Source organism: Corynebacterium sp. LK26 (assembly GCF_014335085.1).
Classification (GTDB): domain Bacteria; phylum Actinomycetota; class Actinomycetes; order Mycobacteriales; family Mycobacteriaceae; genus Corynebacterium; species Corynebacterium jeikeium_D.
This window is the reverse complement of sequence record NZ_PDHB01000017.1, coordinates 83,182-101,967: the sequence shown is the minus strand read 5'-3', so window position 1 is coordinate 101,967 and position 18,786 is coordinate 83,182. Positions and strand designations below refer to the sequence as shown.

Sequence of the window (18,786 nt, the reverse complement as noted above, 5' to 3'; positions counted from 1 at the left end):
CCCCTAAAAAATATCGGCTCTAGGCCTTGCCGAACCTACGGTCGCGCTTGGCGTACTCCACCACTGCGGCGCGCATGTCATCCCGACCGAAATCCGGGAAAAGCTTGTCCTGATAGACCATCTCCGCATAGGCGGACTGCCAGATTAAGAAGTTGGACGTGCGCTGCTCGCCCGATGGACGCAGGAACAGATCAACATCCGGCATAGTCGGCTCATCCAGGAACTGTGCGAAAGACTTCTCGGTCAAGTCATATTCGCTGAGCTCCCCCGCTGCTGCCTGACGAGCAATCTCTCTAGCAGCATCAACAATTTCAGCGCGACCACCGTAGTTGACGCACATATACAGAGTTAGCGCGTCATTGTCCTTCGTCTGCTCCTCGGCAATCTCAAGTTCCTTAATAACCGAGCGCCACAGTCGCGGGCGACGCCCTGCCCAACGCACGCGAACGTTCTTCGAATCCAACTCATCACGACGTCGGCGCAGCACATCGCGATTAAAGCCCATAAGGAATCGGACCTCATCGACCGAACGGCGCCAATTCTCAGTGGAAAATGCGTAAGCCGACAGGTGCTTGACGCCCATCTCCAAACAAGCATCGACGCACTCCATCAGCACGGCCTCACCACGCTTGTGCCCCTCGGTGCGTTTGAGCCCACGCTGTTCGGCCCATCTACCATTGCCGTCCATCACGAGCGCGATGTGATTGGGCACGAATTGCTGCGGTACAGGAGGATTCAACACGCTTCCTATTGTGCCCCACCGCTACTGCTTACTGCCAAAAAGCATCCACATGTTCCAGCGCCGGCACCCGGCGGCCCAGGTAGTACTGCAGGTACTTCGCCGTTAGGGTACGCGCCGTCGCAATCCGCCCCTCAAAATCGCTTGACGACGTATCGATGCCCGCCCATTGCTCATGAGCAAGCTGCCACATCAGATGCAGAACCTCGGTCGGCGGAGTATCTGCACCCGGTGGCCTGCAGTTGGTGCACACTGCTCCGCCCAGTGCGGGAGAAAACGCGTGGTGAGGGCCGGCTTTGCCGCAGCCTGCGCATTCAAAGAGGCTTGGCTGCCAACCGGCCTGCGCCATTGCTCGCAGAATGTAGGAGGTCAGCAACAAATCGGGGCGATGGCGACCGGCCGCAACGTCGTCGAGCGATTGAGTGGTGAGATCCCACAATTCGGGAGCCGGCACTTGCTCCTCGCCGACAATGCGTTCGGCGACGTCCAGGACTGCACACGCACAGGTGTAGCGCGCATAGTCGTCGACAAGCGGTGCTGCCCACGTGCGCACGGTATCTGCGCCTGCGATAGTGGACAGTCCTCGGCGTGGGTAGATGTTGACATCCACGTCGACGAATGGTGAGAGGCGCGAGCCGAAGCGGCTCTTCGCGCGCCGCACGCCTTTGGCGACACCGCGGACTAAGCCGTGGTCGCGGGTGAAAAGGACGATGATGCGGTCGGCTTCGCCGAGGTCGTAGCGGCGTACGACCAGCGCACGGTCGCGATACGGCTCGACCAACTTTTTAGAATCCCAACTTGCCCAGCTGCTTCGGGTCCGACTGCCAGTCCTTCAATACCTTCACCCGCAGGTCAAGGTAAACATTCTGACCGAGCAGCGCAATGAGTTCCTTACGAGCCTTATGAATGGTGGTGCCCATGCGTCGACCGTCGCGCCCCATGAGGATGGACTTCTGCCCCGAACGCTCGACATAGATAACGGCGTGGACATCCAGGACGCCTTCGCGGTCCTGGTTTGGCAGCACCTCATCAATCTGGACTGCCACGGAATGCGGCAACTCATCGCGCAGACCGCCGAGGGCCGCCTCGCGGATGAGCTCTGCCATCCGGGTGTGCAGATCCTCATCGGTGATGTGCCCCTTCGGGTACAGGCGCGGTCCCTCCGGCAACTGGGAAGCCATGACATCAATCAGCGTGTTGATGTTCTCGCCGGACTTCGACGACAGTGGCACCAGCTCGGCATCCGGACCGAGCAACTCCTGCAGCTCGATCAGGCGCTCAATAATGGTGTCGCGCGAGACCTTATCCACCTTGGACACAATGCCCATGATGTTCTTGCAACCTTTGGAGACGTTCTCGTAAATCCAGCGGTCACCGGGGCCAATTTTCTCGTCGGCAGGCACGACCATCGCGACCAAGTCCACATCGGAGTAGGTCTCCTGAACCATGTCATTCAGGCGCTCACCGAGCAGCGTGCGTGGCTTGTGCAGACCTGGCGTATCCACGACAACAATCTGACAGTTCTCGCGGTGGACTACACCTCGGACTGGATGACGCGTGGTTTCCGGCTGGTTAGCGGTAATAGCGATCTTCTCGCCCACCAGGGAATTGGTCAGCGTCGACTTACCGGTATTCGGACGCCCCACGATAGAGACGAACCCAGAGCGAAAGCCCTCCGGCGCACTGTAATCATCAGCATCTCCGCCAAGTCCAGCATTGGCCAGCATGTCATCAAGATTGCCCATCAGTATCTTCTTCCTCGGAGTAAAACTCCGCAGTCGGCTCCACCACCACAGTGCGTACCCGCATACGACCACGACGGTCACGCGAGCCCTCGGCGGTAAACTTCAGTCCTGCATATTCTACGTACGAACCGGGCAGTGGCACACGTCCAAGCTCATATGCCAACAGACCGGAGACCGTATCCACCTCATCGGTGACCTCGTCATCGAAGACGAGTTGGCGCCCGTGGGCTTCGTCGTAAAGCTCTATGAGCTCGCCCAAGCTGAGGCGCGCCTGCACGCGGTAGGAGGCATCCCCCAGTGGTTCGATGGGGGCCTGCTCGGCCTCGTCGTATTCGTCGGCAATCTCACCGACAATCTCCTCGAGGATGTCCTCAATAGAGATAAGACCGGCGACCGATCCATATTCGTCGATGAGAATGGCGATGTGATTGCGGGTGCGCTGCATTTCATCGAGCAGGTCATCCAGTGGCTTGGAATCGGGCACAAAAACGCAGTCACGCATGACCTCGGAGACGCGAACACCGCGACCGCCATCAGTACGCGAGTACGTCTGCTGGACAATGTCCTTCAAGTAAATGACGCCGACGATGTCCTCAACGCTCTCGCCAATCACCGGCAGTCGCGAGTGACCCGACTTCACGCATAGGGCCACTGCCTGACCACAGTGCTTATCCGCCTCAATCCACACCATCTCTGGGCGCGGAACCATAACAACGCGTGCCGACGTTTCCGCGAGATCGAACACAGACTGAATCATGCGGCGCTCATCGTGCTCCACAATGCCGCGCTCCTGGGCGATATCGACCATCTCGCGCAACTCGACTTCAGTGGCGAACGGGCCATCGCGGAAGCCACCACCAGGGGTGATGATGTTGCCGAACCAAATCAGCAACTTTTCCAGTGGCCCCAACACCTTGGCCATAAAACTCAGAACGACCGCGGTGGCGAGGGAAATCGAGTACGGATTCTTCCGACCCATCGTGCGGGAAAACACCCCGAGGACCAGGAAGGTGAACAGAGCCAACAACACCACTGCAGCCACAATGGCCCAGCGCTCCGGCTCGAAAAGCTTAAGACAAACTGCCGCAAGCGTCACTGCACCGATTGACTCGCACAGCGTACGCAAAATCACCAGCACATTGACGTGCCGAGCGCGATTTTCTACGACCTTGAGAAGCGCATTAGCACCTGCGACCTCGTCACGCTGCAGCTCTGCCACGCGCGCACGGGAAATGCCTGCGACCGCAGTTTCGACTGTGTTAAGTCCGCCAGCGCAGATCATCGCCACAACGGCGACAATTATCAAAGTGATCATCGCTCGTTAGAACGCTCCGGGAACGCATTGGGGTTAATTGGTTTTTCGGAAAAGCGCACGCCACGACGATCGATGTCGTCGTACCAATCCGCCAACAGGCCATTCTGCAGGGAGAACATCTGGCGCTCTTCCTCCGCCGTGACATGGTCATAACCCAACAGGTGCAGTACGCCGTGCACGGTGAGCAGTACCAACTCGTGGCTCAGCGGATGGCCTGCACGCTCCGCCTGCCCCGCGGCAAACTCCGGGCACAACACAATGTCGCCCAGCATCGCAGGCCCTGGGCTAGCTGCATCTGGTCGGCCAGAGCCAGGAGTGAGCTCATCCATCGGGAAGCTCATCACATCAGTCGGCCCCGGCAGATCCAGCCAGCGCACATGGAGGTCTTCGATCGTCTTCAAGTCGACAATGTGAATGCTCAGCTCAGCTGCCGGATGCACGTCCAGGCGGCCCAGCGCATAACGGGCAACGTCGATAAGCGACTCTTCATTGACGCCCTGACCGGACTCGTTGAAAACTTCAATGCTCATGTAATTTCAGCGTCCTTTATCGCTTTGTGGCGGACTGTCGCTTTTGTGGGGACTCGGCGCCCTGTTCAATACCTTCGTTATAGGCATCGTAGTCATCGTAGGCCTCGACAATTGCGGTTACCAGCGGGTTGCGCACCACATCCGCAGCCGCCAGCGCCGGAAAAGCGATTCCCGGCACACTGCGCAGCACCTCACGGGCGACAGCTAGACCGGACTTCTGCCCTCGAGGCAGGTCGACCTGGCTGGCGTCACCGGTGATGACCATCTTCGAACCGAAGCCCAGGCGGGTGAGGAACATTTTCATCTGCGCCGGAGTAGTGTTCTGTGCTTCGTCGAGAATGATGAACGCATTGTTCAAGGTACGACCGCGCATGTACGCCAGCGGTGCGACCTCCACTACCCCAGTTTCCATCAGCTTTGGAATCAGCTCTGGCTCAAGCATTTCGCGCATCGCATCGTGCAATGGGCGCAGGTAGGGGTCAATCTTCTCGTGCAGAGTACCCGGCAGGAAGCCCAGGTTCTCACCCGCCTCCACTGCGGGGCGAGTCAGAATAATGCGTTCTACCTGCTTATTCTTCAGTGCAGCAACCGCCTTGGCCATGGCCAAGAAGGTCTTGCCCGTACCGGCGGGGCCGATACCGAAAACAACGTTATAGCGGTCGATGGCATCGACGTAGTTCTTTTGTCCCTCGGTCTTGGGACGCACGGTCTTGCCACGATGTGTCACGATGCCGCCACCGAGCACCTCGCTGGCGGACTTCTCCCCGCGATCCACAATGCCCACCGCGTGCCGCACCGACTCCGGGGAGAGCTCGTGCCCACGACGGGCCATTGCCTCTAGCTCCTTGAACGCGCGGACAGCCAACGAAACATCCGCCGGAGCACCCTTGATTGTCACAACTCCGCCGCGGACATGAATATCCGCTGCCAGCAGAGATTCCAGCAGACGTAGGTTCTGATCCGCATGACCGACCACAATCGGCGCGAGATTGTCATCGAGCTCGACGACGGCAGTGGTACGAGCAGTTACTGAATACTTTGTCATTATGCGTCTATCCTACTGACCAGGCGTGGGTGCGCCGCCCCAGCGCTTTGTCAACGGGCCCAGTGCGCAAAGAGCAGCAGCTCCCGCGAGGGCGCTGCGGAGAACTGTCGGGCCGAGTACTACCGAGCTAGCACCTGCGGCGCGGAAGGCCTCGAGTTCCCCAGGGCTGACTCCCCCTTCTGGGCCGACGATGAAAAGAACCTTGTCAGCGTTTGCTGCCTGCGCGGCGAAGTCCACGAACGGAGCTGTTTCCTCCTCGTGCAAAACTGCTGCCACACCACCTGCTGACGTGGTTTCCCGGATGAGTTGCTCAATATCAGCGGAGCTATGCAGGTCAGCGACCGGCGGAATCCATGCACGACGAGCCTGCTTGGCTGCCTCGCGCGCAGCCGACTGCCACTTGGCGCGGGCCTTAGTGACCTTCGCGGTACCCTGCCATCGGGCCACACAATTCACGGCCGCCCAGGGGATAATCTCATCGACCCCGGCCTCGGTCATCAAATCGACCGCAAGCTCAGCACGATCCGACTTCGGCAGCGCCTGCACCACAGTGACGTGCGGGCGCGGACGTGGACGTTCCTCAGCGGCAACCACACGAACGTGAACCTCACGAGGGTCTACGTGCATGAGCTGTGCTCGCACCACCTTGTCCGCACCATTGGCAAGAAGGATCTCCGAGCCCTCCTTCAGCCTGCGAACGCTGATGTGTTTTGCCTCCGACCCGAGGATTCGAATGATTTCTTCCGGGCGCGGCAGCTCGGTGAACTCACCGAGGAATACGGGCAAACTCATGCGTGTTTCACACTCACTGGAGGGGGCTTTGGGTGGCTGTTTTAACGGCGGCGGAAACGGGAGAAGAAACCGTTGCGCTCACTCGAGTCTGACACCTTGGCATCATCATCGCGGTGCTCGCGTAGCTTCTCCAGCAGCTCGCGGGACTTGCGGTCCAGCTTCGTCGGCACCGTGACATCGACGTGTGCGACCACGTCGCCGTTGCCCTCGCCGCGCAGATGCGGCATGCCCTTACCCGACAGACGAATCTGCTCTGCCGGCTGGGTGCCCGAATCAACCTTGATGGTCATTGGTTCGCCGAGCAGGTCGTCGACCTCAAACTCGGTACCAAGTGCGGCATCAGCCATGGGCACCTGGACGTTAAAGTGCAGATCATCGCCCTCACGCTCGAATACAGGGTGCGGGTCCATGGCAACTTCCACGTAGAGGTCACCCGCCGGGCCACCGCCCGGACCGACCTCGCCCTGCCCTGCCATGCGAATACGCATGCCATCAGAGATACCTGCCGGAACGTTGACCGTCAGATCACGGCGAGCACGGACGCGGCCATCGCCACCGCAGTTGTTACACGGATCAGGGATAATCTCGCCGGTGCCCTCACAAGCCGGGCACGGCCGCGAGGTCATCACATTGCCCAGGAAGGAACGCTGAACCTGCTGAATCTCGCCAGTACCATCACAGCTGGTACACATCTTCGGCTTGGACTTGGACTTCGAGCCAGTTCCCTCGCACTGCTCACACAGCACCGCGGTGTCCACCGTGATGGGCTTGCGGACACCGGTGAATGCCTCATCGAGGCCCAGAGAAATACGCAGCAGTGCATCCGCACCTGGCTGTACACGCGAGCGGCGCTGGCGGGTCCCGCCGGCACCGCCGAAGAATGCTTCGAAGATATCGCCGACTCCGCCGCCACCGAAACCGCCGAAGCCGCCGCCTGGCATACCGCCCTGCGGGTTGAGAGGATCTCCTCCCATATCCACAATCCGGCGCTTTTCAGGATCCAGCAGGACCTCGTTCGCCTCAGAGGCCTCACGGAACTTCTCCGCAGCTTCTTCATCACCCGGATTACGGTCTGGGTGGTACTTGAGCGCCAGCTTTCGGTACGCCTTTTTAATCTCAGCGTCCGTAGCGTCCTTCTCCACTCCGAGGATGCCGTAATAGTCGCGTGCCAACTTTAGCTACTTCCTTTCAATACCCGGCCAACGTACTGTGCAACAGCAGCAACCGAGGAAATTGTTCCCGGATAATCCATAAATGTGGGGCCAACTACGCCCATGCCACCCAAAATTTCGGTGCCGGTGCCATAGCCGGTTGAAACAACTGAGGTAGCGCGCAGCTCCTCGTCCTCGTTTTCCTCACCGATGGAAACGCGAACGTGGTGCAAATCCTGCGCGGCCGACAGCAGTTTCAGTACGACCACCTGTTCTTCGAGAGCTTCAAGAACCATGGGCAACGTAGAAGGTAAGCGACCGGCCATATTACCACGGGTCAAATTCGACGCCCCGGCCAGGATGAGTCTGTCATTCGGCTTTTCAATCAGCGACTCCACCAGCACCGTCGAGCAGCGAATAAGCACATCCCGCAAATCACGCGGGGCGTTAGCTGCAAGATCGGAAATCGCAATCGACGCGTCGGCAAGCGTGTGCCCCGACATTGCGCGGTTGAAATGCTCGCGCAAGAGCGGCACGAGATCGGGATCCATCGGTGCTGGCAGTTCAACATTGCGCTGCTCCACGCGCCCGGTGTCGGTGATGACTACCAGCAACAATCGCGCGTCGGCGAGCTGGACGACCTCGCAGTGCCGGACGCGGGAGACCTCCAGCGTCGGCACCTGCACCACTGCGACCTGGCGGGTTAGCTGCGCCAGCAGCTGCACACTGCGGCGCAGCACGTCCTCCAAATCGACGCCGCCTTCGAGGAACTCGAGGATAGCTCGGCGCTCGGCCCGGGACAGCGGCTTAATCTGCGAAAGACTGTCCACAAAAAGGCGGTAGCCCTTCTCAGTCGGGATACGCCCGGACGATGCATGTTCCTGCTGGATATAGCCCTCGGCCTCCAGCACTGCCATGTCATTTCTAATGGTCGCCGAGGACACACCCAGATTGTGGCGCTCCACCAGAGCCTTCGAGCCGACCGGCTCCTGGGAAGCTACGTAATCCGAGACAATTGCCCGAAGAACTTCCTGCCTGCGCTTATCCGTCTGAGATGACATGCGGATAGTTTAACTAAGGATGTCAACAATTATTGCGTCGGCCAGCAAACGACCGCGATTGGTCAGCTGAATCCGCTGGCCACCATCGACGGAAACAAACTCCACCATGCCCGCTTCCGCTTGCCGACGTGCCTTGCCCAGCTCATCCTCACCGAGCAGATTGGCATCAATGCCCTCGGCCAGGCGGAGGCCCAGCATAATCTTCTCAGTGTGCCGATCGTCGGCAGTCAGCCCTTCCGAATCCTTAATCGGCAACTCTCCGCCGGAAATGGTCGCCGCGTAGCGAGCCGGATGCTTGACGTTGTAAAACCTCGTGCCATCCAGGTGCGAATGTGCACCGGGGCCCGCACCCCACCAATTTCCATCGCGCCAGTAGAGCATATTGTGACGACACTGGCCGCCCGGCTTCGCCCAGTTGGACACCTCGTACCAGGAGAAACCGGCTTGACTCAGTGCGGCCTCGATGCGCTCGTAGCGGTCGGCGAGACCGTCGTCGTCAGGCATCGGCAGCTCACCGCGACGAACCTTACGCGCCATCGCAGTACCCGGTTCGACGATCAGCGAGTACGCCGAAACATGATCGACCTCCGTGGCCAGGACTGCCTCCAACGTCGTATCGAGGTTCGCCATCGACTCCCCTGGCGTGCCATAGATAACATCGAGGTTGATGTGCTCAAAACCGGCAGCGCGTGCCTCCGCCACTGCCGCCGCAGGACGCCCCGGCGTGTGCGTACGATCCAGAGTGGCCAGCACATGCGGCACAGCCGACTGCATGCCCAGACTCACCCGGGTAAACCCTGCCTCGGCCAAGCCTTCGAAAAACTCCGGGGAGGTCGACTCGGGATTCGACTCGGTGGTGACCTCGGCGTCGTCGGCAAGCCCAAAGCTGTTGCGCACACCGTCGAGCAGGCGACGAAGACCACTCGCCCCCAACATCGACGGCGTACCCCCGCCGACGAATACGGTATCGGCACCACGCGCTAGTTCGGGGTGCTTTACGACGGCCATCTCGAGCTCAGCCACGATGGCATCGAGGTAGTCTCCCTGCGTTGCGCCACTGCCCAGCTGACCTGGCGTGTACGTGTTGAAATCACAGTAGCCACAACGGGTGGCACAGAATGGGACGTGTAAGTAGACACCGAAGGAATCGGTGTGTGCGGAGGCTTCGCTCACGCATGCTCCTTGGCTCGACGTTGCTTCACGCGGCGGACAATTTCATCGATGCGGGCACGTTCCATCAGGAACTCCGGAGGCCTACGGCCGCGCAGCGCATTGGCAACTGCCGGATGAGTCTCGGGAACAGCAACACACCAAGCGGCGGCAGCGGACAGTGCTCGGCGGCCAGACTGTGCGTAAAGCTGCGGAAGCACCACACTACCGAGCTTTTCCACGCCTCGGATGTTTTCGGCGGAAACCCAGTCGGCGAGTTCCTCCAGGTAGGAGGCCACGGCATCGGAGCGAGCAATCATTGCCTGCGTGACCGTAGGGACTGCAACCGGATGCTTCAATGGCGCCGGGATGAGCGACAGCGACTGCACATCCGGTGACTTCGGTGCCGGATGCGGGTGTCGCCGCGGTGTCGAAGCGGAGGAAAGAGTACCGATGCGCCCCGAGCGAATGCCGGAGGTAAACGCTTGGCGTAGACCATCAAGTTCACCAATCAGAGGGCGGCAGTCCTCAACGGCCTCGTCGACGATGTCAGCGAGCTCGAGGACACATTCGTCCACCAGCTCACGATCTACATCAGCAACCGCCTGAGCAAGGTGCTCGATGTGTTCGGCAACTTCGTCACCAATGTCGTAGAGCTCTTGGGTCACTTCGCGCAGGCGTAGCCGAGCATCGAAGTGGTTAATCATTACCCGCCCTCCCACGACATCTTCGGTGTCGGTGACATCCTTGCAGTTTTCCGCTTTCGAATACCGACGAACATTGACGAATGCCGACTTTCGAAAACTGAAAACTCCTTAAAAATTTCTAGCGCCCCTCACCTTAATGGGGTGAGGGGCGCTAGCGCGGTAACAACACGCTGCCGTTTTCTATCGACGGCTGGCAGAACGTGAATTAACGCTGGTAGAGAGCCTCAATGTCACGCGAGTAGTTGTCCATGACAATGTTGCGCTTGACCTTCATGGTCGGGGTCAGCTCGCCGCTTTCCTCGGTGAAGTCACTGTCCAGAATATGGAACTTCTTAATGGCCTCTGCGTGAGAAACCAGCTCGTTAGCGGAGTTGACGGCGTCCTGAATCTCGGCGCGCAAAACTGCGCTGGAGGCAGCGAGTTCACGGATCGAGGTGTGCTCGGGGACGGAGTGCTCAATCTTCCACTTCTCCAGTGCCTCCTCATCGAGAGTGACCAACACGGAGACGAACGGACGACCATCGCCGATGACGACTGCCTGGGACACCAGCGGGTGCGCACGCATGCGGTCTTCCATCGGACCCGGCGCGACATTCTTACCACCTGCGGTGACAATGAGGTCCTTCTTGCGGCCGGTGATCTTCAGGTGGCCTTCTTCGGTCAGCTCACCGAGGTCGCCAGTCTTAAACCATTCGCCGTCGATGAAGGCTTCCTTGGTAGCCTCTTCGTTCTTCCAGTAGCGGTCGAACACAACCGGACCACGCAGCAGAACTTCGCCATCATCAGCGATAGCGGCGGAACAGCCACCGACCGGACGACCGACGGTACCAATGATTTGCTCGCTCGGGTTGTTCACGGTGACGGCAGCCGTGGACTCAGTCAGACCGTAGCCTTCGTAGACAGGCACACCGAGACCACGGAAGAAGTGCCCGAGGTCAGAGGACAGAGCCGAACCACCGGAAATGGTGTACTGCACGGCCTCACCCATAGCTGCGCGAATTTTCGAGAACAGCAGGCGATCGTAGAGCTGGCGACGCAGCTTCAAGACACGCGACGGACCTGCCGGAGTATCCAGCGCCTTGGAGTACTCGATGGCGGTGGCCTCAGCACGCTCGAACATGGCCAGACCGAATGCGCCCTTCTCCTTAGCGGAGGCGTAGGCGGAGTCACGAACCTTCTCGAACACGCGCGGCACACCGAGAATCATGTGCGGACGGGAACGCTGGAACTCCAGGGTGACGGTCTTGGTATCAGCCCAGTGAGACTGGGTAGCACCGGAAATCATCGAAGCCAGGGACACTGCGTGAGCCAACACGTGCGCCAACGGCAGGAAGGTCAGAATGCGGTTACCCGGACGGGCAATCAGGCCAATCTCGTTGGTGAGGATGGCGCGGGCCTCCGCCAGCCAGTTGCTGTGCAGGAGCACGCAGCCCTTCGGACGACCAGTGGTACCGGAGGTGTAAATCACGGTTGCCAGGTCGTCGGCCTTGGTGTCCTTGATGCGGCGCTCGACCTCGTCGCCGTCAATGTCACGGCCTTCGTAGCTAATGGTGTCAGTAGCGGAAGCGTTAATCTCCAGTACACGACGCAGCTGAGACTCGCCCTCCGGGTTCTCGGTGCCCTTTTCGACCAGCAGAGGCTTCATGCGGTCGGTGTGCTCACGCGACTCGGTAAATGCGAAAACAGCACCGGAGTTTTCAATAATCCAACGAATCTGGCCAGACGAAGAAGAGCCGTAAATCGGGACAACAGCAGCGCCTGCCATCCAGATAGCGGTATTGATCAGGTTCCACTCGTAGCGAGTCTCACTGAGCAGCGCTACGCGGTCGCCCGGCTGAACACCGTTGGCAATTAGCCCCTTAGCGACGCCCTTTGCCTCGTCATAGAACTCCTGAGCAGTGACATTTACCCACTCAAAGTTCTTGGGGCGAGTGAAAAGCACCAGCTTCGGGCGCTTCTGCACCAGCTCCTGCAGCGAGGTAATAATCGTTTCGTCCTCGCCGATGACGTATTTCGCCTCGGTAGTATATTCACGCATCGAGTTACAAACCCCTACTTTCGGTAGTTCTGTCCGTCGTTGGTTTCGTTAGGAATCAACTTAGAACATCAAACCCTGCGCCGTTGTGATTTCAGTAAATATTTCGATAACGAAGTGATTTGCCTTACTGCTGGCAAAGTTTTTCTAAACTGGCATGATGGAAAGAGTGACACAGGCAGCTTCCAATCCTCCCCTTTCCTCTCCACTCGCCGACCTCGCTAAAGATGTCGGAGTTGGGGTTTCCTACTACTCCACCGAGGGCCAACTCGTGCACGTCTCTCGTGAGACAGTGCTAAAAACTCTCGCTGCTCTCGACATCGATCTGGGCCCAGATCCCAGCGATGCCGACATCAACGACGCCCGTCGTGAGTGGGCAGACACGCAGTGGTCTCGCCTTCTCCCGCCCGTGGTAGTTACCCGCCAGGGCATCTTCCACCGAGTTCTGGTTCACGTACCGCACGGCAGCAATGTCAGCGTGACTGTGAAACTGGAGGACGGCGCAGAATGGCCCTGCGCTCAGGTGCACCACTTGGTACCGCCACGCCAGGTCGGCGATGTGTTGATGGGTGAAGCCGCCTTCGCAATTCCAGAGGATCTGCCACTTGGTTGGCATCGCTTGCGCGCAGTCAACGATGACAACGTCGCTGAGTGCGATGTGGCCGTAACCCCCAACCGTCTCGCCACTGCCGACAAGTACGTGCAGAATCCTGCGCATGGTGTCATGGCACAGCTGTACTCGGTACGCTCCAGCCGCAGCTGGGGTATTGGCGATTTCGCTACCCTCGGCGACTTGGCACAGGTCAGTGCAGAGCACGCGGGCTCTGATTTCGTCCTCATCAATCCGTTGCACGCCGCAGAGCCACTGCCTCCGGTAGAAGACTCGCCGTACCTGCCCACCACGCGCCGCTATGTCAATCCGCTGTACGCGCGCCCAGAGCTTATCGACGAGTTCGGGTACCTGGACAAGGACGAGGCCGATGAAGCCCGTGCGCTAGCGAACTCTTTCCACCAGCTCAATCACAGCCCTGATGAGATTGACCGCAACCCCATCTACGCTGCAAAGCTCAAGGTATTGCGGGCAATTCACAAGATCCCCCTGTCCAGCGCACGCCAGGCGGAATTTGACCGTTGGCTGGAGGCCGAGGGCCGTGGCATATACGACTACGCGTCGTGGTGCACCGAGCGCGAGCTCGCGGATCGCGCTGCTGCCCGCGATGCTGCACGCGCTGCCACTTCCGATTCTGGTGCCGTAACCGAGAACGATATCGAGTTGGTTCCACCGTTGGGTAACCACGCCAGTGTCGAATCTCTGCGGGAGGAAATCTTCCAGTTCCACCTCTGGGTGCAGTGGATTCTCGATCAGCAGCTCGGCCAGGCACAAGAGGCAGCCCTGGATGCGGGTATGCGCATCGGCATCATGGCCGACCTTGCCGTCGGCGTGCACCCTGGCGGCGCGGATGCCGAGAACCTTGCGGATTGGCTCGCTCCTGCTATCTCTGTTGGCGCACCGCCAGACGGTTTTAACCAGCGCGGCCAAGACTGGTCGCAGCCGCCGTGGAACCCGCACAAGCTAGCCGAGGCCGGCTACCGCCCCTGGCGCGACATGCTGCGCACAATCCTTCGCCACGCAGGTGGCATTCGTGTTGACCACGTGCTGGGTATGTTCCGCCTCTGGGTCATGCCGCGGATGGAGTCCCCCGTCAATGGCACCTACCTGTACTTCGACCACGAGGCAATGGTCGGCATTCTCGCACTTGAGGCCGAGCTCGCTGGGGCCGTCGTCGTAGGCGAAGACCTGGGCACTTTCGAGCCGTGGGTGCAGGACTACCTGGCCTCGCGGGGCATCATGGGCACCTCGATCGTGTGGTTTGAATCCGAGGGCGACCAGCCGAAACCACCAAGCGCTTACCGCAGCCTGTGCCTGTCCTCCGTCACCACGCACGATTTGCCGCCGACGGCAGGCTACCTCGCAGGCGAGCACATCAAGCTGCGGGAACGCCTGGGGCTATTGCTTTCCGACGTCGCGGAGGAAGACCGCCGGGACTTCGAGTGGATTCGAAAGGTTCTGGGCGCTGCCAAGGAAGCTGGCTGCTTTGGTGACACGGCTGCGGCGGACATGGATGTTCATTCCCTTACCCGCGATAATCTGCCACCAATTGACGCACTGGTCACGGGCCTACACCGCTTCCTCGACCAGACACCATCCGCGCTGAAGTGTGAGGCCTTGGTGGACATGGTCGGCGATCGTCGTACCCAGAACCAGCCGGGCACGAGCCACGACCAATACCCGAACTGGTGCATTCCGCTAACCGATGCCGAGGGCAAGGCCGTGCTTGTCGAGGACCTGCCTCGCTTCCCCGGATTTAAGCGTTAATTGGTTCGAGAACGCTTAGTCCCTCATTTTTGCTGTTCACCGATCTTTCAAGTTATGTGCCCGGCACTAAAACCGAGGCTAAAACTGGAAATCGGTGACTGCACCAGCGATGAGGATGAGAAGAAGCAAAACGATTAGGGCAAGTAGGACCTTCGAGTGCCTCGACCGATGCATGCTAACTCAGCTCCCTACTGCGAAATATTTGCGAACTACCCAACTCTAGCCTGTTGGGCAAATTTCCTAATACTTTAAGACATACCTTAGGGCAGCGATAGCGACCCAACACTTAAAGGGGGCTTGTCCCAGCTCAATTCATCGGGACTCCCGGTGAGCTATCTACAGGCCACTACCTCATCGGCTACTAGCTCTCGCTGCCCGCTCCTCGACGCTCCTGCGAACGCTCCCGCCAGCGCACTGACCTCTGCCACAGGCGACCGCTGACAACATCGATTGCGCCAACGAGAACGAAAGCAACAAACCCTCCGACTACCAGCAGAACCACGCATAGCACGCTGACCTGCGCAAGCAGTGGCAATTGGATAAGCCACTGCCCTACTCTGTCGAATACTTCTGCCATGAGTGTCAACCTACCCTGCCGGTGACCGGAATAACCAGTGGGCGGCGGTCGCGGCGCTCGTCGTAAAGCGTGAAGCTAGGCATCAGTGCCCGACAGCCCGCGGCGTTCGAGGAGCGGCTGGATGTCCTTGTCGCGGCCTCGGAAAGCGCGGTAGGCGGCCATAAAATCGATGGCGCCACCACGGGAGAGAATCTCCTCGCGGAAGTGGCTGCCGCCGCTGATTGTGGCACCGCCGTTGTCGGTGAACCAACCGAAACCGTCCGCGTCGAGAACCTCTGCCCACAGGTAGGAGTAATAGCCCGCCGAGTAACCGCCAGCGAAGATGTGGTTGAAGTAGCGGGAGCGGTAACGCGGGGCCAGGTGGGGAACATCGAGGCCGAGTTCGGCGAGTGCTTCCGCTTCGAAAGCGTCGACATCGGTGGCCTGAGCCGCTTCCTCCTCGGTGAGGCTGTGCCAGGCCAGATCGATGGCGCAAGCTGCAAGGTACTCAACCGTGGCAAATCCCTCACCAGCGGTGCGGGCCTTCTTCACCGACTCGACTAGCTCTGCTGGGATCGGCTCACCGGTACGAACGTGGACGGCGTAGTTGGTCAGAATGGATGGCTCAAGTGCCCAGTTCTCGTTGATCTGAGAGGGGAATTCCACAAAGTCGCGCGGGACGTTAGTGCCCGAGAAGGTCGGGTACGTGACGTCGGAAAGCAGACCGTGGAGGGCGTGCCCGAACTCGTGGAAAGCAGTGGTGACCTCGTCGAGTGTCAGCAGCACCGGGGTTCCCGGCTCGGTTTCGGCAATGTTCATCACGTTGACCACGACCGGCAGGCGGCCCAGCAGACGGGACTGATCCCTAAACGAGCTCATCCACGCACCACCGCGCTTGGTCGGACGCGAGAAATAGTCCGTGATAATCAGGCCGATGGTCTCCCCTCCGCCCTGGCGGACCTCCCACACAGTCGTGCCCGGCGCGTATCCCTTGAGGTCCTCGCGCTTGACTACTTCGATGCCGTAAAGCTTGCGGGCAGCGTAGAACACGCCGTCTTCGATGACACGGTGCAGTTCGAAGTAGTTCTTGAGCTCCTCCGTGTCGACTGCGAATTCTTCCGCTTTACGACGGCGCTCCCAGTACGGCCAGTCAGCGCCCGTGACCGTCTCATCGCCAGCCAAATCAGCGACCCGCTTGTACTCGCCTTCAGCATTGGCAATGGCAGCTGGCGCCAGGTCTGCAATGAGCTTTCGAGCAGCCTCTGCGGTGGTTGCCGTCTCCTTGGCAATGACGTAATCCGCATGCGTGTCGTAACCGAGCAGCTTGGCGCGGCGGGCGCGCAGGCGTGCCATTTCCAGCACAATGTCGGAGTTGTCGAACTTGCCGGAGGCAGCACCCGCACGTCCCAGTGAGGCTTCGTAGAGCTTGGCACGAGTAGCCGGATTATCGAGGTCAGCCAGCTGTGCCGGAGTTGATGGTAGGTCCAGCGGAATCAGCCACGGCGCATCGGTGTCGGCCTTTTTCGCGTAGGCGGCGAAGGACGCAATGGCGTCGTCGGAAAGCCCGGCGAGCTCCTCGCGGTCGTAGATTTCCACGGCGCGCGCAACGGTGTCCTTCAGCAGGTTTTCGCCGAAAGCCGTGGAAAGCTCAGAGAGGCGGGAATTGATGCGGCTGAGCTCGGCTTTGTCCTCGTCGCTGAGGTCCGCACCGGCGCGCTGGAAGTCTTCGCGGACTTTCTTCAGCAGCAGCTTCGCCTCTTCCGGGTTGGCGGCATCGTCAACGCTGTCAATGGCATTGATGCGCTGCCACAGGTCACTGCGCATGCGAATCTGATCCAGGTGTGCTGTGAGCTGCGGGGCGATCTCGGCTTCAATTTCCATGCGGACGTCGGTGGCGTCCGTCCCGGCAACGTTGAAGAAATAAGCAGCGACGCGGTCCAGATCTTGGCCCGCCTTCTCCATTGCCTCGATGGTGTTAACGAAGGTCGGAGCCTCCGACGACGTGGCGATGGCGTCAATCTCGCGCGCATGGCTGCGCATTGCTTCGCTAAAAGCCTCGCGGACGTGGCTGTCATCGATTGCCGCAAAATCTGGCAATTCGCAGAACAATTCCGACGGTGTCAACAGTGGATTTCGTGCATCATTGGTCATAGTGAATTCAACTGTAGCGTGCTCGAGAAACCAGAGTGCGCCTACCGTCTGAAACAGGCTCCCCGCCGTTCTGGCAGGACCAACCGTGACGAGGAGGCGTTTTCCGCCATGACAGAGACGACTATTTCCGCTCCCTGTGGGAGGCTAACCGGCCGTATTCACGATGGCGCAATACAAGTTTTCAATATCGATTACGCAGATGCTGCTCCGTTTGCCGCGTCGGCACCGGTGGCTGACGGGCCACAGTCAGGCACTCGGCGCTGTGAACCCGAGCGCGAATTAGTTCTCACCGTCACCGCACCGGCTGAGCCCGCGGACGCCTCCTATCCGGTATTGCTGTGGATTCACGGTGGTAGCTACGAGTTTGGGCATCCCTCCGAACCCTGGACGGACGCGACGGCCTTCGCACAGGCGGGCATCGTCACCGTTTCGCTTGGATACCGCAAGGGCCTCGAGGGCTTCTGGCGTGACAGTGAAACAGAGACCTACCGGGCCATTGATGACCTGTATCTGGGGCTGCAGTGGGCTCGTCGTAACGCGCCTGCCTTCGGCGGCGATATCGACAACATCACTATCTCGGGGCAATCGGCGGGTGCGGCGCTGGCGCTCACTCTGGCTGCCGACGATCGCACTCGCGGCCAGATCCAACGCACCATTGCCATGTCGCCGGCCTTCTCGCTGCTGTCGGGCTCGCGCCTCCGCCGCACGTTGGCCGGCATCGGCGTGGGACGTGTGCCGTCCACCGACATCTTTTCGCGTGCCGACGAACGCAGGGTCGCTCGGGCCCAGAAATTGGTGTCGGCATCCTCGCCTTCGGATCCGGCAATTGGGCCTCGCTTCGACAGCTTTGCTCCCACACTGCCGACGATGGTGACCGCCACCAGCGAAGAGTTCTTCTCAGAACCGCCGGTTGTGGCGATGGACAAGTTGCCCATGCGAGAGTGGATGGCTCGGCGCTACGCCAAGGGGCATCGCGGCCACGGCGAGTTTCCGGCCACCGCCTATGCCGAGCGTCCGATGGGGAATGTCATTTCTGACTCAGCGATTCGCTCATACGCTGTTAAAGTCGCCGAACGGTCCGTGGCGGCTGAGCTGGATGTGTGGGCGGCACAGTTCGAACCGGGAGAGGGGTTGGGCTATGCACCTGCTGGCCGCACCAGTGGCGCTCCGCACTGCATCGACATTGCACGCTTCTTCGGTATGAAGGAACCCAACCATCCATTCCACCAAGTGGCGGTCGAGTTCATCCGCGAAGGCACCTCACACATGCCCCGCTACAACAATGACCGCAAGGTGACCACCTTTGCTGGCGCTGACGCCCAGGCAGTCGAGGACATTGCCATCGATGCGTGGGCGGCTCCGCGCCAGCTCTTTGGCGCATAAGGCATAAGGCGGGTGAGGCTTGCGCTGGTTAGCGCTGTGCTGTTGTGCTC

Annotated in this window: 16 protein-coding genes; 2 read left to right on the top strand and 14 right to left on the bottom strand. The window is 59.9% G+C overall.

What is annotated here, in order from left to right; all coding sequences use genetic code 11:
• Nucleotides 1-19 precede the first annotated feature (19 nt).
• The 12 genes from CRD13_RS09605 to CRD13_RS09550 form a co-directional block, all read right to left on the bottom strand.
• A complete protein-coding gene (locus CRD13_RS09605; RefSeq protein ID WP_016423112.1) occupies nt 20-742 on the bottom strand; it encodes an isoprenyl transferase in 723 nt (240 codons plus the stop codon).
• A gap of 28 nt (nt 743-770) precedes the next feature.
• Nucleotides 771-1,520 carry a DNA repair protein RecO gene (gene recO / locus CRD13_RS09600; RefSeq protein WP_070549895.1) on the bottom strand — a complete coding sequence of 250 codons (750 nt, stop codon included), beginning with the start codon at nt 1,518-1,520 and terminating at the stop codon, nt 771-773.
• Nucleotides 1,521-1,524: 4 nt separating this feature from the next.
• The gene (era, locus tag CRD13_RS09595; protein ID WP_042389423.1) at nt 1,525-2,466 is read right to left on the bottom strand and encodes a GTPase Era; all 942 of its coding nucleotides are present in this window, start codon (nt 2,464-2,466) and stop codon (nt 1,525-1,527) included.
• Between the two features lie 4 nt (nt 2,467-2,470).
• The gene (locus CRD13_RS09590) at nt 2,471-3,799 is read right to left on the bottom strand and encodes a hemolysin family protein (protein ID WP_016423115.1); all 1,329 of its coding nucleotides are present in this window, start codon (nt 3,797-3,799) and stop codon (nt 2,471-2,473) included.
• Entirely contained in the window at nt 3,796-4,329 is a 534-nt protein-coding gene (gene ybeY / locus CRD13_RS09585) for an rRNA maturation RNase YbeY (RefSeq protein WP_187401560.1), read from the bottom strand. Before ybeY ends, CRD13_RS09590 begins: the two co-directional genes overlap by 4 nt.
• A gap of 16 nt (nt 4,330-4,345) precedes the next feature.
• A complete protein-coding gene (locus CRD13_RS09580; protein ID WP_070549896.1) occupies nt 4,346-5,374 on the bottom strand; it encodes a PhoH family protein in 1,029 nt (342 codons plus the stop codon).
• Between the two features lie 12 nt (nt 5,375-5,386).
• Nucleotides 5,387-6,166 (bottom strand): 16S rRNA (uracil(1498)-N(3))-methyltransferase, encoded by a 780-nt coding sequence (locus CRD13_RS09575; RefSeq protein WP_069359237.1) that lies wholly within the window; start codon nt 6,164-6,166, stop codon nt 5,387-5,389.
• Between the two features lie 41 nt (nt 6,167-6,207).
• Nucleotides 6,208-7,338, bottom strand: a complete 1,131-nt coding sequence (dnaJ, locus tag CRD13_RS09570) for a molecular chaperone DnaJ (RefSeq protein ID WP_069359238.1) — start codon at nt 7,336-7,338, stop codon at nt 6,208-6,210.
• Nucleotides 7,339-7,340: 2 nt separating this feature from the next.
• Nucleotides 7,341-8,378, bottom strand: coding sequence for a heat-inducible transcriptional repressor HrcA (gene hrcA / locus CRD13_RS09565; protein WP_187401559.1), 1,038 nt, complete (start codon nt 8,376-8,378; stop codon nt 7,341-7,343).
• Nucleotides 8,379-8,387: 9 nt separating this feature from the next.
• Entirely contained in the window at nt 8,388-9,551 is a 1,164-nt protein-coding gene (hemW, locus tag CRD13_RS09560; protein WP_187401558.1) for a radical SAM family heme chaperone HemW, read from the bottom strand.
• A complete protein-coding gene (locus CRD13_RS09555; protein WP_016423121.1) occupies nt 9,548-10,234 on the bottom strand; it encodes a hypothetical protein in 687 nt (228 codons plus the stop codon). Before CRD13_RS09555 ends, hemW begins: the two co-directional genes overlap by 4 nt.
• A gap of 205 nt (nt 10,235-10,439) precedes the next feature.
• On the bottom strand, nt 10,440-12,272 hold the full coding sequence (locus tag CRD13_RS09550; protein ID WP_016423122.1) for a long-chain fatty acid--CoA ligase: 1,833 nt from the start codon (nt 12,270-12,272) through the stop codon (nt 10,440-10,442).
• Nucleotides 12,273-12,426: 154 nt separating this feature from the next.
• Between CRD13_RS09550 and malQ the strand changes: the two genes are divergently transcribed.
• Nucleotides 12,427-14,646: a 4-alpha-glucanotransferase gene (gene malQ / locus CRD13_RS09545; protein ID WP_187401557.1), complete on the top strand. Its 2,220-nt coding sequence runs from the start codon at nt 12,427-12,429 to the stop codon at nt 14,644-14,646.
• Nucleotides 14,647-15,007: 361 nt separating this feature from the next.
• Here the strand turns inward: malQ and CRD13_RS09540 are convergent, their stop codons facing one another.
• The gene (locus CRD13_RS09540; protein WP_070866660.1) at nt 15,008-15,223 is read right to left on the bottom strand and encodes a hypothetical protein; all 216 of its coding nucleotides are present in this window, start codon (nt 15,221-15,223) and stop codon (nt 15,008-15,010) included.
• A 75-nt stretch (nt 15,224-15,298) separates the two neighbouring features.
• Nucleotides 15,299-17,353, bottom strand: a complete 2,055-nt coding sequence (locus tag CRD13_RS09535; protein WP_187401556.1) for a M3 family metallopeptidase — start codon at nt 17,351-17,353, stop codon at nt 15,299-15,301.
• A gap of 108 nt (nt 17,354-17,461) precedes the next feature.
• Here CRD13_RS09535 and CRD13_RS09530 point away from each other — a divergent pair, with 108 nt between their 5' ends.
• On the top strand, nt 17,462-18,736 hold the full coding sequence (locus tag CRD13_RS09530) for a carboxylesterase family protein (protein WP_187401555.1): 1,275 nt from the start codon (nt 17,462-17,464) through the stop codon (nt 18,734-18,736).
• Nucleotides 18,737-18,786 lie beyond the last annotated feature (50 nt).

Bases quoted from the DNA above. Each gene is read 5' to 3' on its own strand.
- CRD13_RS09550 (WP_016423122.1), bottom strand. From the start codon at position 12,272: ATGCGTGAATATACTACCGAGGCGAAATACGTCATCGGCGAGGACGAA.
- malQ (WP_187401557.1), top strand. From the start codon at position 12,427: ATGATGGAAAGAGTGACACAGGCAGCTTCCAATCCTCCCCTTTCCTCT.
- CRD13_RS09530 (WP_187401555.1), top strand. From the start codon at position 17,462: ATGACAGAGACGACTATTTCCGCTCCCTGTGGGAGGCTAACCGGCCGT.
- hrcA (WP_187401559.1), bottom strand. From the start codon at position 8,378: ATGTCATCTCAGACGGATAAGCGCAGGCAGGAAGTTCTTCGGGCAATT.
- ybeY (WP_187401560.1), bottom strand. From the start codon at position 4,329: ATGAGCATTGAAGTTTTCAACGAGTCCGGTCAGGGCGTCAATGAAGAG.
- CRD13_RS09580 (WP_070549896.1), bottom strand. From the start codon at position 5,374: ATGACAAAGTATTCAGTAACTGCTCGTACCACTGCCGTCGTCGAGCTC.
- CRD13_RS09535 (WP_187401556.1), bottom strand. From the start codon at position 17,353: ATGACCAATGATGCACGAAATCCACTGTTGACACCGTCGGAATTGTTC.
- CRD13_RS09540 (WP_070866660.1), bottom strand. From the start codon at position 15,223: ATGGCAGAAGTATTCGACAGAGTAGGGCAGTGGCTTATCCAATTGCCA.
- CRD13_RS09590 (WP_016423115.1), bottom strand. From the start codon at position 3,799: ATGATCACTTTGATAATTGTCGCCGTTGTGGCGATGATCTGCGCTGGC.
- CRD13_RS09555 (WP_016423121.1), bottom strand. From the start codon at position 10,234: ATGATTAACCACTTCGATGCTCGGCTACGCCTGCGCGAAGTGACCCAA.
- era (WP_042389423.1), bottom strand. From the start codon at position 2,466: ATGCTGGCCAATGCTGGACTTGGCGGAGATGCTGATGATTACAGTGCG.
- CRD13_RS09575 (WP_069359237.1), bottom strand. From the start codon at position 6,166: ATGAGTTTGCCCGTATTCCTCGGTGAGTTCACCGAGCTGCCGCGCCCG.